General features: G+C 67.5%; 9 protein-coding genes and 3 tRNA genes. 4 read left to right on the top strand and 8 right to left on the bottom strand.

Going from position 1 to position 14014, the window contains the following annotated elements; genetic code table 11:
- The first annotated feature begins 134 nt into the window (after positions 1 to 134).
- The 3 genes from ACOYR3_RS10085 to ACOYR3_RS10075 all read left to right on the top strand — a co-directional run bounded on the left by ACOYR3_RS10085 (position 135) and on the right by ACOYR3_RS10075 (position 5034).
- Positions 135 to 1889 carry a DEAD/DEAH box helicase gene (locus ACOYR3_RS10085; RefSeq protein WP_422846290.1) on the top strand — a complete coding sequence of 585 codons (1755 nt, stop codon included), beginning with the start codon at positions 135 to 137 and terminating at the stop codon, positions 1887 to 1889.
- Positions 1890 to 1945: 56 nt separating this feature from the next.
- Complete coding sequence (locus ACOYR3_RS10080; protein WP_422846289.1) at positions 1946 to 3025, top strand: endonuclease/exonuclease/phosphatase family protein; 1080 nt, start codon at positions 1946 to 1948, stop codon at positions 3023 to 3025.
- Between the two features lie 137 nt (positions 3026 to 3162).
- Positions 3163 to 5034, top strand: coding sequence for a M14 family zinc carboxypeptidase (locus ACOYR3_RS10075; protein ID WP_422846288.1), 1872 nt, complete (start codon positions 3163 to 3165; stop codon positions 5032 to 5034).
- A gap of 111 nt (positions 5035 to 5145) precedes the next feature.
- On the opposite strand, the gene ACOYR3_RS10070 is transcribed toward ACOYR3_RS10075, so the two are convergent.
- A tRNA-Arg gene (locus tag ACOYR3_RS10070) sits at positions 5146 to 5222 on the bottom strand.
- A gap of 237 nt (positions 5223 to 5459) precedes the next feature.
- Here ACOYR3_RS10070 and ACOYR3_RS10065 point away from each other — a divergent pair.
- Positions 5460 to 7208: a cation:proton antiporter gene (locus ACOYR3_RS10065; protein ID WP_422846287.1), complete on the top strand. Its 1749-nt coding sequence runs from the start codon at positions 5460 to 5462 to the stop codon at positions 7206 to 7208.
- A 218-nt stretch (positions 7209 to 7426) separates the two neighbouring features.
- On the opposite strand, the gene ACOYR3_RS10060 is transcribed toward ACOYR3_RS10065, so the two are convergent.
- From ACOYR3_RS10060 to ACOYR3_RS10030, 7 genes are all read right to left on the bottom strand, one after another.
- Positions 7427 to 7502 (bottom strand) — tRNA-His (locus ACOYR3_RS10060).
- Between the two features lie 49 nt (positions 7503 to 7551).
- Positions 7552 to 9480 (bottom strand): SurA N-terminal domain-containing protein, encoded by a 1929-nt coding sequence (locus tag ACOYR3_RS10055; RefSeq protein WP_422846286.1) that lies wholly within the window; start codon positions 9478 to 9480, stop codon positions 7552 to 7554.
- Between the two features lie 60 nt (positions 9481 to 9540).
- Positions 9541 to 9616: transfer RNA gene (locus ACOYR3_RS10050), tRNA-Val, on the bottom strand.
- Positions 9617 to 9631: 15 nt separating this feature from the next.
- Entirely contained in the window at positions 9632 to 9904 is a 273-nt protein-coding gene (locus tag ACOYR3_RS10045; protein ID WP_008906675.1) for an HU family DNA-binding protein, read from the bottom strand.
- 367 nt (positions 9905 to 10271) lie between these two features.
- Entirely contained in the window at positions 10272 to 10841 is a 570-nt protein-coding gene (pgsA, locus tag ACOYR3_RS10040; RefSeq protein WP_422846285.1) for a CDP-diacylglycerol--glycerol-3-phosphate 3-phosphatidyltransferase, read from the bottom strand.
- 83 nt (positions 10842 to 10924) lie between these two features.
- Complete coding sequence (gene uvrC / locus ACOYR3_RS10035) at positions 10925 to 12922, bottom strand: excinuclease ABC subunit UvrC (protein ID WP_422846284.1); 1998 nt, start codon at positions 12920 to 12922, stop codon at positions 10925 to 10927.
- Between the two features lie 97 nt (positions 12923 to 13019).
- The gene (locus tag ACOYR3_RS10030; RefSeq protein ID WP_422846564.1) at positions 13020 to 13967 is read right to left on the bottom strand and encodes a Bug family tripartite tricarboxylate transporter substrate binding protein; all 948 of its coding nucleotides are present in this window, start codon (positions 13965 to 13967) and stop codon (positions 13020 to 13022) included.
- Positions 13968 to 14014: the final 47 nt, after the last annotated feature.

Here is a 14014-nt window from a genome sequence, read left to right as displayed (position 1 = left end):
TCTGCTGGGGACGACGGAAGCCACGCTTCCAGGCTCCCAATCCTGAACCTCATCAGCCTGAGAGACTGGCTCGACAACCTCCGGGTTGCACGACAGGCCGATACCCAGCGCCCCGGACGGGCGCATCCGACGACATGACATTTGATGAACTGAACCTGGCTCCTGCCATTCTGAAGGCCGTGCACGAAACGGGCTACGAAACCCCCACGCCCATCCAGGCGCAGGCCATTCCCGCCGTGCTGGAAGGCCACGACCTGCTGGCCGGCGCACAGACCGGCACCGGCAAGACCGCCGCGTTCACCCTGCCCATGCTGCACCGCCTTGCCCAGGGCACCGCACCCAAGAGCAAGTTCGGCGGCAAGGGCGTGCGCGCCCTGGTGCTGACCCCGACCCGCGAACTGGCCGCGCAGGTGGAAGAATCGGTCCGCGAGTACGGCAAGTACCTCGACCTTACTTCCACCGTGGTCTTTGGCGGCGTGGGCATGAACCCGCAGATCGACCGCATCAAGCGCGGCGTGGACGTGCTGGTGGCCACCCCGGGCCGGCTGCTGGACCTGCAGCAGCAGGGCTTCCTGGACCTCTCCACCGTGCAGGTGCTGGTGCTGGACGAGGCCGACCGCATGCTGGACATGGGCTTCATCCACGACGTGAAGAAGGTGCTGGCCCTGGTGCCCAAGGACAAGCAGAGCCTGCTGTTCTCGGCCACGTTCAGCGACGAGATCCGCGAACTGGCCGGCACGCTGCTCAAGAACCCCCAGAGCATCCAGGTCACCCCCCGCAACACCACCGTCCAGCGCATCACGCAGGTCATCCACCCCGTGGGGCGCGGCAAGAAGAAACAGGTGCTGCTGCACATCATCCAGCAGCACAACTGGAGCCAGGTGCTGGTGTTCACCCGCACCAAGTTCGGCGCCAACAACGTGGCCGAATTCCTGACCAAGAATGGCGTGTCCGCCATGGCCCTGCACGGCAACAAGAGCCAGAGCGCCCGCACGCAGGCACTGGCCGGCTTCAAGAGCGGCGATATCCGCGCCCTGGTGGCCACCGACATCGCTGCCCGGGGCATCGACATTGACGACCTGCCGCACGTCGTCAACTATGAAATCCCCAACGTCCCCGAAGACTATGTGCACCGCATCGGCCGCACGGGCCGCGCCGGCGCCACGGGCGAGGCCGTGAGCCTGGTCTGCATGGACGAGGAAGGCTTCATGATGGAGATCGAGCGCTTTACCAAGCAGCAGATCCCCGTGCAGGTCATCGACGGCTTCGGGCCCGAGCCCGGCGAGAAGGCCGAGCCCATTGCCATGGGCCGCCAAACCATCTGGGGCGGTGCCGGCAAGCCCCCCAGCCGCGAGGTGATGCAGGCCGCTGCCAAGGCGGCCCGCAGCGAAATGATGGAGCGCATCCGCACCAACAAGGCCACGCAGGGCGAGCGCTCCGGACGCCAGGGCGGCGGCAGCAACGCAGGCGGCGGTGGCGGGCGCTCCTCCGGGGGCGCGTCCCGCGGCAATTCCCAAGGCCAGGGCAACGGCGGGCGCGGCGGACGCGGTGCCCCTCAGCCGCAAGCCGCGGCGCGCCAGCGCCCAGCCCGCCAGGACGGCGGAGGCTACCGCAACGATGACGCCCAGCCGCCCCGTGCCAACGCCCACCTGGGCACGCACCTGGGGCACAGCACGCCCGTTCACCGCAATGCCGGCCACAGCGGCGGCGGCCAGCCCGATCCGATGCGCACCAGCGTGGACAGCATGGCCGACCGTGGCCGCCGTGGCGGCGGCGGGGGTTACCGCAGCGGTGGCGGCGGTGGTGGTGGCACCGGCGGCTACGGTGGCGGGCGGGGCAACGGATCCCGCGGCAACGGCGGCTCGCGCGGCGGCTCCTTCAACCGCTGAGCCGGCCACGGGCAGGCGCAGCAGGCGCCGCGGCCCGTTGTGCGATGCTTGGGGCCATGCGCCCCAACGACCCGCCCCTCCCGTTGGCCACCCTCATGGTGGCCACCTGCAACGTGCTCAACCTGGCCAATGCCGGGCGCATGTTCTATCCCAACCAGGACGCTTACACAGCCACGGAGTTTGAGCGCAAGCTCAGCTGGCTGGGTGAGCGCTTCCGGGTGCTGAATGCGGACGTGCTCGCCGTGCAGGAGGTGTGGGACGAAGCGGCGCTCAAGGGCGCGCTGGCACGCAGCGGCCTGCGCTACGGCTTCGTGGCCGCGCCCGGTGCGGAAAACAGCGCCACGCAGCACGGCGCCCAAGGCACGCCGCGGGTCGGCCTTGCCACCCGCCTCAAGGTGGAAGCCTTGCAGTCGTTTGCCGACTTCCCCCCCGGCTTTCAGGTGGAGGTGCCCGGCCTCGGCCGCCACACCCGGTTTGAGCGCCCGCCCCTGGTGGCAACGCTGCGCATGAAGCACGGCCAGCGCCTGAACGTGCTGACGGCCCACCTCAAATCCAAGCGCCCAAAGTTCCTGCAGGACGCGCTGGGCAATCCGCTGGAAGACCGCGACGATCACAAGATCATGGCGCTGGCATCGCTGCGCGCACTGATCATGCGCGGGGCCGAGGCCATGGCCCTGCGGTGGCTGGTGATCGACCTGCTGCACCGCACCAGCGTGCCGCTGGTGGTGCTGGGCGACTTCAACGACACGCCCGACAGCGTGACCACCCAATTGCTGTGCGCCACCAACGAGGTGGCCTACGACCGCTCGGCACGCGACGTGGCGCTGTTCAACGCCTACGAGCTGCAAGGGGACTTGGCGCTGAAGAAGGACGTGGCCTTCTCCCACATCCACCAGGGCACCCCCAGCGTGCTGGACCAGATCCTCGTGAGCGAAGAGTTCGTGCGCAACGGCCGCAAAAGCATCGGGGACGTGCGGCGCGTGGATTATTTCAACGACCACCTGCATGAAGGCCGCGACCGCACCCGCTCGGACCACGGTTTTGTGCGCGCCCTGCTGCGCTTGGCCATGGAGCCGCAACAGGCATGGGGAGGAGAGCTGGCGCAGCCCGCGGAGCCCGCACCGCCCCGGGCGTGATGCCCCCGCGCCATACGGGTGTGCCCGCGCCGCAGACGTTTGCAACCGAATGTACGGCGTGGCGGCCTCGCGGAAACGGGCAGGTAACATCGCCGTCGCAACGCGCCCCCTTCAAGGCCTTCAAGGGTACAACCACGATGAACAACCAATCCCTTTCGCACCAGCCGCCGGCCGCAGCCGCCGCAGGACTGCCGCTTTCCGCCGCAGGGCGCGCTCCCTGGAAAGCCGCAGCATTGCTGGCTGCAGCGCTGCTCGCGGCCTGCTCCAGCACGCCGCTGCCCCCTTGGCCCTCTTCGTCGTCAGCCACGCGCACTGCGGGCGCGCCGGCACCGCTGCCACGGTCGCAACCCGGCACGGTGGTCCCGGCACCGCTGGGCCAGACGCCCCAGCAGCCCCGCACCGGGGCCGTCACCCGTCCGCTGGCGCCCCCCACGCCGCTGGTGGTGCAAGACGAAGCGCCGATGGCGCCGCCGTACTCCGCCGCCGTGGCGGCGCGGTTTCCCGATCCACCGGTGGCGTACAGCACCCCCGGCCTGGGCGCGGATCGCCGCGCCTTCACCACCAATGCCGAGCTTGGGCAATGGCTGCGGTCATTGACCGACCCCGCCCCCAAGGGCCCCACCCGCACCAAGCTGCTCAATCTGGGCATGTCGCAACGGGGCGAGCCGATCCTCGGCCTGCTTGCCACCCGTGCCGGCGGCACGGAGCCTGCACAACTGGACACAAGCGGCCGGCCCACGGTGGTGCTCATCGGCCAGCAGCACGGCAACGAACCAGCGGGCAGCGAAGCCTTGCTGGTGATCAGCCGTGAACTGGTCCAGGGCCTGCTGGAGCCCCTGCTGGACCGCATCAACGTCGTGATAGTGCCCCGCGCCAACCCGGACGGCGCCTCTGCCGGCACCCGGGTCACGGCCAACGGCGTGGACATGAACCGCGACCATCTGCTGCTGCACACGCCCGAAGCCCGTGCACTGGCCCAGGTGGTGAACGACTACCGCCCCATCCTGGTGGTGGACGCCCATGAATACACCGTGGTGGGGCGCTACCTCCAGAAATTCAACGCCATCCAGCGCTATGACGCGCTGCTGCAATACGCCACCACCGCCAACTACCCCGAGTTCCTGACCAAAGCCTCCCAGGAGTGGTACCACCCGCCCATGGTGGCCGCGCTCAAGGCCCAGGGGCTGACCAGCGACTGGTACTACACCACTTCGACCAACCTGGAGGACAAGCGCATCTCCATGGGCGGCACGCAGCCCGACACCGGGCGGAACGTGAACGGGCTGAAAAACACCGTCAGCCTGCTGATCGAGACCCGCGGTGTGGGCATCGGGCGCATGCACATCCAGCGCCGCGTGCATGCGCAGGTCACGGCCATCGCCAGTGCCCTGCGCAGCACGGCCGAGCGCGCCAGCAGCCTGGAGCAGGTTCGCTCGTTCGTGGCGCGCGACATCAGCGCGCAGGCCTGCCGGGACCAGGTAGTGGTCGAAGCCGAGGCCACGCCGACGCAACGGGAACTGGACTTCCTCGATCCCCAGACCGGCGCCGACCGACCGCTTCGCGTGGAGTGGAACTCCTCGCTGGCCCTGCGCCCGACCAAGACCCGTGCACGGCCTTGTGGCTACTGGCTCTCGGCGCAATCGACCGCCGCAGTCGAGCGCCTGCGGCTGCTGGGGTTGCAGGTCATGCGTGTGGCCGAGCCCGGCTCGGCCCTGGCCGATATCTACCGCGAGACCGCCCGGGAAACCGGCAGCCGCCAGGATGTGATTGGCACCATCGCGGGAGGATCCGGCATCGTGCGCGTGGAGGTATCGCCCGTGCGCAGCGCCATCGACGTCCCGGCGGGCAGCTTCTATGTGCCGCTGAACCAGCCCCGGGCCAACCTGGCCGTGGCAGCGCTGGAACCCGACACCCAAAACAGCTACTTCGCAAACCACCTGCTGGACGCCCTGGGAGACACCGCACGCATCATGGCCCCGCCATCGCTGGTGTTTGAAGAAACCGACTGAGGCCCACGGCCGGCACGCACGCGCGGGCAACCGCCGTGCGCTTGCCGGGCGTTGGAGCACACTGCGAAGGCGTGATGGTGTGAAGGGGGAAGGCGTGCAGGGGTGGCGGCATGGCCTGCCCGGAGGGACTCGAACCCCCGACCTATAGCTTAGAAGGCTATTGCTCTATCCAGTTGAGCTACGGGCAGTGAACAGACGTCGGGCGGCAGGCGCCGGTCTGCGGGTGGCATGCATTGCGCTCGGCAAGTGCAGACCGCGAATCATAACCTGCGCTGCGGGGGTGCCGAGGCGGCGCCCTCTCGCCCATGCGGGCCTTGCCGGGCGGCAGGCCGTGGCGGTTATAACGGCAACAGAAGTCCACGGACTGCGCCGCGCGCAGTTCGCTTCTGCCGCATTCGCCCCGCCCTTCCCTCACGGAGTTGCCCATGCCGCACAGTGTGATGCTCATCAACACCATCGCTGCGGCGTTCGGACTGGCGCTTGTGCTGGGCTTTGCGGCCGCACGCTTGCGCTTGCCGCCGCTGGTGGGCTATCTGATCGCCGGCGTGCTGATCGGCCCGTTCACCCCCGGCTTCATTGCCGACGCCGAACTGGCCAGCCAGCTCGCGGAAATTGGGGTGATGCTGCTGATGTTCGGGGTGGGCCTGCACTTCTCGTGGGACGACCTTTTGGCGGTGCGCAAGATCGCGGTCCCGGGCGCCGCGGTGCAGATGATGGTGGCGACCGCGCTGGGCACAGGTCTGGCGTTGTGGTGGGGGTGGCCGCTGGGCGGTGCGCTGGTGTTTGGCCTGTCGCTCTCGGTGGCCAGCACGGTGGTGCTGCTGCGGGCGCTGGAGGCGCAGGGCATTCTCGAGAGCCATACCGGCCGCATTGCGGTCGGCTGGCTGGTGGTGGAGGACCTGCTCATGGTGCTTGTGCTGGTGCTGCTGCCGCCCCTGGCGGGCTGGCTGGGCGGCACGGCCCAGCACCCTCCCGCCCCGCCGGTGCACGGCGCGGCCCTGGGCTGGGCCGTGGCGTGGAAACTGGTGCAGGTGGGGGCCTTCGTCGCGCTCATGCTCCTGGTCGGGCGGCGGCTGTTCCCCTGGCTGCTCTGGCAGGTGGCGCGCACCGGCTCGCGCGAACTGTTCACGCTGTGCGTCGTGGCCACGGCCATCGGCATCGCGTTTGGATCCGCGGCGCTGTTTGGCGTGTCCTTCGCGCTGGGGGCTTTTTTCGCGGGCATGGTGATGCGGGAGTCCACCCTCAGCCACCGGGCCGCGCAGGAATCCCTGCCGCTGCGGGACGCGTTCGCCGTGCTGTTCTTCGTGTCGGTCGGGATGCTCTTCAACCCTGCCGTGCTGTGGGACCGCCCCTTGCAGGTCGCAGCGGTGGTCGCGATCATCCTGGTGGGCAAGACCCTCGCGGCCGCGGCCCTGGTGCTGGCGTTTCGCTACCCGCTCAACACGGCGCTCACGGTGTCGGCCAGCCTGGCGCAGATCGGCGAGTTCTCGTTCATCCTGGTCGCGCTGGGCACTTCGCTCCAGATGCTGCCCCCTGAAGGCGCCAGTCTGGTGCTGGCGGGCTCGCTGATCTCCATGGCCCTGAATCCGCTGCTTTTCCTGGCGCTGGCGCCGCTGCGGGAATGGCTGCGCGCCCATTCGGCGTGGGCGCGCCGTCTGGAACAGCGGGACGACCCACTGGCCGAACTGCCCATGAGCACCGATGCCCGGTACCTGGCGCGGCAGGTGGTGCTGGTGGGGTACGGCCGGGTGGGCCGCCGCGTGGCGAACCTGCTGGCCACGCACGATGTGCCGTTGGTCATTGCCGAGCACAACCGCGAACTGGTGGAGTCGCTGCGCAGAGGCGGCAAAGCCGCCGTGTTCGGGAACGCTGCGGACCCTGCCGTTCTCATCCAGGCCCACATCGCGCGCGCCGCCCTGCTGGTGATCGCCCTGCCGGACACCTTGAACGTGCACCAGATCATCACCACGGCACGCACCCTGAATCCGCAGATCGAAGTGGCCGTGCGCAGCCCCAGCGCCGAAGAAGGACGCCGGATCGCACAAGAAGCCGAGTGCACGGTGTTCGTGGCCGAGGACGCTCTGGCCCAGGCCATTGCGCAGCACATACTGCAGCGCAACGCGGACCGCCGGGCCCACCCCAGCCGCCCCGCGCCCCTGCAAAGCCGCATCTGATTTTTGGAGAAACGGGCTCCAGCGCTTATGCAGCAAGCGCAAGCAGCTATTGTTTCAGGAGCGATTTATTCCCGCCGACGCGGCCGCCGGTAGATTGGGCAAGGGCTTCGGGAGGACTGTGTGCGCAGCGCCATGCCCTGCGCCGTGCCGGATTCCCACGGAGGGAATAAAAGACAAAAGCCGCTGCAACTTTGACAGTTGCCGCGGCTTTTCTGATCTGGGGTGGCTGATGGGACTCGAACCCACGACGACAGGAATCACAATCCTGGACTCTACCAACTGAGCTACAGCCACCGTAGCTTTGTATTATAGCCTGGGATTGACCCCTTCCCAGGCTTCACGATCAATTTTCTGCCAGCGCCTGGAGGCTGTTGGAAGGCCGGGGCACCTTGATTTCGGCCTTGTACCGCTTCTTGAGCATTTCGTAGTAGGCCAGGCCTTCGGCCGCCGACCACCACTGCTGGTACTGCTGGCGCTCCTGCTGGGCACGCTTCGCGTCCGGCGCCGTGCGGGGCACCACGCGGGCCAGCTTGACCACCGCATAGCCGTCCGCCCCCAGGTCCACGCCCACCCACCCGGGCAACGTGTCCACTGGCGCGTGCAGGGCTGCGTCGATCAAGGCGCGGGGCAGGTTCTGCGTTTGTTCGCGCGACACCTGGACAGGCGCAGCCAGGCCGGAGGCGCTGGCGGGCGTGGCCTTCCAGGTGGCCAGTTTGGCCTCGCCATCCTTGCGGGCCAGTCCGGAGGCCTTCTCGCCAACGTAGAGCTCGCGCACGCGGGCGCGCACCTCTTCCAGCGGCAAGGTCTTGGCAGGGGTGTACTGCACGACGCGGCCTGCGGCCACCTGGCTGGGGCCGACTTCGACGGCTTCGGTGTTGCGCTTGTTCTGCAGCGAGTCCGTCGAGAACAGCGCTTCCAGGAACTTGGGGCTGGCCAGGGGGCCGCTGGCGCCGGCGGCCGGCGTGCGGGTCACGCCCGTGGCGGTGTGCACCTTGAGCTTGAGCTTGTCGGCCACGGGCTTGAGGCTGTCCGCCTGCTCGTACACGCTGTTCGTGAAGGCTTCTGCCACCTCGGCAAACTTGCGCTGCGCCTGCTGCTGCTTGAGTTCGGCCTCCAGGGTCGGGCGCAGCTCTTCAAACGAGGGCTGGCGCGGGGCCTTGATGTCGGTCAGCTGAATGATGTGGTAGCCGAAGTCGGTTTCCACCAGGTCGCTGATCTCGCCCTTCTTGAGTGCGAAAGCAGCCTCTTCAAAGGGCTTGACCATGGCGCCACGGCCGAAGAAGTTCAGGTCGCCGCCGGCGGCCGCCGAGCCCTTGTCGTCCGAGGACTTCTTGGCCACATCAGCGAATGAGGCAGGCGCCTTGCGCACCTGGGCCAGAAGTTCCTGGGCGCGGGCCTTGGCCTTCTCGCGGTCAGCGGCGGAAGCTTCCTTGGGCGCGTTCACCAGAATGTGGCTGGCACGGCGTTCTTCCTTGCCAGCCATGCGCGCCACGTTCTCCTGGTAGTAGGTGCGCAGATCGTCTTCGTTCAGGACGATGCCGGCGCGCACGCTGTCCAGGTCGAGCACCACGTATTCGATGCTGGCCTGCTCGAGCTGCTGGAACTGGGCAGGATGTGCCTGGTAGTACGCCTGCAGCTCAGCGTCGGTGGGGGTGACCTTGGACACATAGTCCGAGGACTTGAAGCGCGCGACCTGGATCTCCCGCTGCTGGTACAGCGGGTCCAGCGCCAGACGCACCTGGGCGTTGGTGCTGAAGGTGCTGCCCATCACGCCGCCGATCACCTGGTTGATCGACAGGTCACGGCGCATGTTGGCCTCGAAACCGGCGGGCGTCAGCCCCTGGGAACCCACCAGTGCACGGTAGGCCTCGGCGTCCAGCGTGCCATCCGCGCGGCGCAGGCCGGCGATCGCAGGGATTTCCTGCAGGGCCCGGGCCAGGCGGGTGTCGCTCGTCACCAGGTGCATGTCCTTGGCGGCCGCGGCCAGCACACGGTCGCGCACCAGGCGCTCCAGCGTTGCATAGCGCGCCTGGGGCGAGTCCAGCAGCTTGGGGTCCACCGAGGGAGACTGCGCGCGCACCCGGTCCGACTCCATGCGGTGGGCGTTGTCCCAATCGGTCTGATTGATCTTTTCACCATCGACGCGCGCCACCACAGGACTCTTCTCGGAAAAGTAATTGCGGTCGATGCCTACCAGCACAAACGATGGAATGACCAGCAAGAACAATAAGATCATGACGATCTTGGAGTGCTTGCGGATGGATTCAAACATGGTCGATCTTTCAGAAGACAAAAAACAAAAGGCGAACTTGCGTTCGCCTTTGTTCGGTGATGGTGGGTCCTGACGGTCTCGAACCGCCGACCTACTCCGTGTAAAGGAGCCGCTCTACCAACTGAGCTAAGGACCCCACCTAAACTGATCCTCAGTTCAAGGCGTCTTTCAATGCCTTGCCAGGACGGAACTTCGGAACTTTAGCAGCTTTGATTTTAATCGTAGCGCCGGTGCGGGGATTGCGGCCCGTGCGGGCGGCACGCTTGCCCACCGCAAAGGTACCGAAACCGACGAGCGACACGGTTCCGCCCTTCTTCAGGGTCTTCTTGACGGCCTCGATCGTGGATTCCAGGGCACGAGCAGCGGCAGCCTTGGAGATGTCGGCGTTGGTAGCAATGTGCTCAATCAGTTCGGTTTTGTTCACAAGAAGCCTCTCGGAAAAGAGTTGAAGGAATGTCTCGCGGAGATCTGGTCTTCACACGTCCGAAAACCCAGCCCAGGGGCCGGGTTGCAAAACAGACGGGGGAAGGACTGGCATACACAGCAGCGGCTGCTGCATCAGATTAAAGCGATCGAGTTTCCGGGTGTCAATACAACACGCTGTTTTGGCGCAGCGTTGCATCGAATTCTAGTCGTATTTCACGCTGCGACAGGGCTTGCGAGGCGTTTTGTCTCAAACACGCCGTATGGGCAGCACTCCGTATTGACACCCGTCTGCGCGCCTCTACGGCCCGCTGCCAGCCTCTGTGCAGCACCCCACGCGTGCCGCCCATGCAGGGGCTGGGGCGCGCTTATTTCTTCACGCGCGCGCGGATCTCCGGCAAGGCCTTGCGCAGGTAGTAGACCATCGACCAGACGGTCAGCACCGCCGACGCCCAGATGAGCCACCGGCCCCATACGCCGGTATCGACCACGCCGAAGAGCTGGCCGTCGTACAGCAGGAAGGGAATGGCCAGCATCTGCACGGTGGTCTTCACCTTGCCGATCATGTGCACGGCCACGCTCTTGCTCGCGCCGATCTGCGCCATCCATTCGCGCAGCGCCGAGATGGCGATCTCGCGCCCGATGATGATGAGCGCCACGAAGACATCGGCGCGCTGCAGGTCCACCAGCACGAGCAGCGCCGCGCACACAAGGAACTTGTCGGCCACAGGGTCCAGAAAGGCCCCGAACGACGAGGTCTGGTTGAGCTTGCGGGCCAGGAAGCCGTCCAGCCAGTCGGTCGCGGCGAACACCACGAACATCGCCGTGGCGATGAGGTTGCGCGTGGCCGGCTCCAGCGGCGCGTAGAAGACCCCCACAAGCAGAGGTATCGCGACGATGCGCGTCCAGGTCATCAGGGTGGGGATCGTCCAGAACATGGCGGCGATTGTGTCACGGGATAGCCCCCACGGTCGCTCGTTGCACGGAGCTTCCCGCGCCCCGAGGGGGCCAAAACCCTTGCTCAGCGCAGCGCGCGGTAGATTTCTTCCGCCAGCTCGCGCGAGATGCCTTCCACGTTGGCCAGGTCCTCCACGCTGGCCGCGGCCACGCCGCGCACGCCGCCAAAGCGCTGCAGCAGCCGCGCGCGCTTCTTGGGGCCCACGCCAGGAATTTCCTCCAGCTGTCCGCCGCCCACCCGCACCTTGGCGCGGGCCGCGCGCATGCCGGTGATGGCAAAGCGGTGCGCCTCGTCGCGGATCTGCGCCACCAGCATCAGCGCGGCCGAGTCCTTGCCCAGGTAGACCTTCTCGCGGCCGTCGGCAAACACCAGCTCTTCCAGGCCCACCTTGCGGCCCTCGCCTTTTTCCACGCCCACGATGCGGGTGAGGTCCAGGCCCAGCGCGGTGAACACCTCGCGTGCAATGCCGACCTGACCCTTGCCGCCGTCGATCAGCACCAGGTCGGGCAGGCGCGCCACACCCTTGGGCTTGACGGCGCCCTCGGCCTGCGTGGCGTCGGGCGGTGGCGGCGCGGCAAAGTCGATGCCGCCAGCCTCGCGCGCGGCCTCGGCCACCTTGCTGTAGCGGCGCGTGAGCACCTGGCGCATGGCGGCGTAGTCGTCGCCGCCGGTGATGCCCTCGATCTTGTAGCGGCGGTATTCGCTGCTTTGCATCTTGTGGTGGTGGAACACCACGCACGACGCCTGCGTGGATTCGCCCGCGGTGTGCGAGATGTCGAAGCACTCGATGGTGAGCTGGTCCAGGTCGTCCGGCGGCAGGTCCAGCGCCTCGGCCAGCGCGCGGGTGCGCGCCTGCTGCGAGCCTTCTTCCGCCAGCAGGCGGGCCAGCTGCAGGTCGGCATTCTTTTGCGCCATGTCCAGCCAGGCGCGGCGCTGTTCGCGCGGCTGGTGGATGGCGGTCACGCGCAGGCCGGCCTGGTCGGACAGGGCTTCCATCAGCGCCTTGTCCACCGGCACGCTGGTCACCAACACGGGCGGCACGGGCACGCCCAGGTAGTGCTGGGCAATGAAGGCTTCCAGCACCTGCGCCTCCACCGGCCGGGCGGGGCTGCCGTCGCCCGGGGCTTCCTCGCCCTCCTCCTCGAACACGGCCGCAGCGTCCTCCACATGCACCGGAAAGTACGGCCGGTCGCCCAGGTGCCGGCCGCCGCGCACCATGGCCAGGTTCACGCAGGCGCGGCCGCCCTGCACCCGCACGGCGAGGATGTCCACGTCCTTGTCATCGGCCGTCTCGATGGATTGCTGGTGCAGCACGCGCGACAGCGCCTGGATCTGGTTGCGCACGTCGGCGGCCTGCTCAAACTCCAGCTTCTCGGAGTGCGCCATCATGCGCTGCTCCAGCGCCTGCAGCAGCTCCTGCGTCTCGCCGCGCAGCATGGCTTCGGCGTTCTGCACGTCCACCGCATAGGCCTCGGGAGAGATCAGGTCCACGCACGGGCCGGTGCAGCGCTTGATCTGGTACAGCAGGCAGGGCCGCGTGCGGTTGGCAAACACCGTGTCTTCACACGTGCGCAGGCGGAACACCTTTTGCAGCAACTGGATGGACTCCTTCACGGCCCAGGCGCTGGGGTACGGGCCGAAGTAGCGGTGCTTCTTGTCCACAGACCCGCGGTAGTACGCCATGCGCGGGAAGACCTGCCCCGGTGCCTCGCCGCGCACGTGAGCGCCCGGCGTGCCGGTGATCTTGAGGTAAGGGTAGCTCTTGTCGTCGCGGAACAGGATGTTGAACTTGGGGTTCAACGTCTTGATGAGGTTGTTCTCCAGCAGCAGCGCCTCGGCCTCCGAGCGCACCACCGTGGTCTCCAGCCGCGCGATCTTGCTGACCATGTGGCCGATGCGCGTGCCGCCATGGTTCTTGGTGAAGTAGCTGGACACGCGGCGCTTGAGGTGCCGCGCCTTGCCCACATAGAGCAGCGCGCCCTGCGCGTCGAAATAGCGGTAGACGCCGGGCAGCGCGGGCAGCGCAGCCACTTGCGCCAGAAGTTCGTCGGGATGGGACATGGCGCGTATTGTGGCGGCAGGCGCCGCAGGCCGACGAAACTCCTAAAACAATAGCTGCCAGCGCTTACCTATCAAGCGCTGGAGGCCATTTTGATTCTTATTCTGCTTCGATCTTCGAGGTCTTCACCACTGCCGCCCAGTTGGCCAGGTCGGCCTTCACCTTGTCGCCCAGCTGCGCGGGGCCCTGGTAGTCGGCCGTGGCGCCCTGCTCCTGCGCTTTCTGCTTGAACGCCGCGCTCTGCACCACGGTGCGGATGTCGGCCGTGAGCTTGTCCACCACCGGCTTGGGCACGGCGGCGGGCGCGAACACGGCAAACCACGAGGTGGCATCGACCTTGGGGTAGCCCGCCTCGGCCGTGGTGGGCACGTCGGGCAGGCTGGCCAGGCGCTCCTTGCCCGTCACGGCCAGCACGCGCAGCTTGCCGCTGGCGATGTGGGGCATGAAGGGCGGCGCGGTGCCGAAGGTCAGGTCCACCTGGCCGCCCAGCAGGTCCTGCAGCGCGGGGCCGGTGCCCTTGTAGGGCACGTGCACCATCTTGATGCCGCCCTGCTGCTCCAGCATGGAGCCGGTCACATGCTGCAGCGAGCCGTTGCCCGACGAGGCATAGTTGAGCTTGCCGGGGTTGGCCTTGGCGTAGGCGATCAGCTCGGGCAGCGTCTTCACCGGCAGGTCGGCCCGCACCACGATGATCTGCGGGGCCGAGATGACGTTGGCCACGGGCTGGAAGTCGCCCTGCTCCCACTGCTTTTGCTTGGTGATGTGGGGCGAGATGACGTGGTAGCCCGAGTACTGCATGAGCACGGTGTGGCCGTCCGCCTCGGCACGCTTGACGATGCTGGCGGCAATGTTGCCGTTGCCGCCGCCCTTGTTGTCCACCACCACCGTCTGGCCCAGCACCGGGCCCAGGGCCTGCGCCAGCATGCGGGCCGACAGGTCGGTGGTGCCGCCGGCCGCGGTGGGCACCACCATGGTCACGGTCTTGCTGGGGTAGGCGGCCTGGGCGGCGGCCGGGCCGGCAAAGGCGGCGGCCAGGCTGGCGAGCATCAGGGTGCTGAAGTGTTTGCGGTTCAGGTTCACGCGGTGTCTCCGGT

The sequence above is a fragment of the Acidovorax sp. M2(2025) genome, from assembly GCF_049330835.1.
Lineage (GTDB): Bacteria > Pseudomonadota > Gammaproteobacteria > Burkholderiales > Burkholderiaceae_C > Acidovorax.
The sequence above is the reverse complement of the archived record's forward strand: the minus strand, read 5'-3'. Positions and strand labels throughout refer to the sequence as shown.

Bases quoted from the DNA above. Each gene is read 5' to 3' on its own strand.
- ACOYR3_RS10065 (WP_422846287.1), top strand. From the start codon at position 5,460: ATGCCGCACAGTGTGATGCTCATCAACACCATCGCTGCGGCGTTCGGA.
- ACOYR3_RS10080 (WP_422846289.1), top strand. From the start codon at position 1,946: ATGCGCCCCAACGACCCGCCCCTCCCGTTGGCCACCCTCATGGTGGCC.
- ACOYR3_RS10055 (WP_422846286.1), bottom strand. From the start codon at position 9,480: ATGTTTGAATCCATCCGCAAGCACTCCAAGATCGTCATGATCTTATTG.
- ACOYR3_RS10085 (WP_422846290.1), top strand. From the start codon at position 135: ATGACATTTGATGAACTGAACCTGGCTCCTGCCATTCTGAAGGCCGTG.
- ACOYR3_RS10030 (WP_422846564.1), bottom strand. From the start codon at position 13,967: ATGCTCGCCAGCCTGGCCGCCGCCTTTGCCGGCCCGGCCGCCGCCCAG.
- ACOYR3_RS10075 (WP_422846288.1), top strand. From the start codon at position 3,163: ATGAACAACCAATCCCTTTCGCACCAGCCGCCGGCCGCAGCCGCCGCA.
- pgsA (WP_422846285.1), bottom strand. From the start codon at position 10,841: ATGTTCTGGACGATCCCCACCCTGATGACCTGGACGCGCATCGTCGCG.
- uvrC (WP_422846284.1), bottom strand. From the start codon at position 12,922: ATGTCCCATCCCGACGAACTTCTGGCGCAAGTGGCTGCGCTGCCCGCG.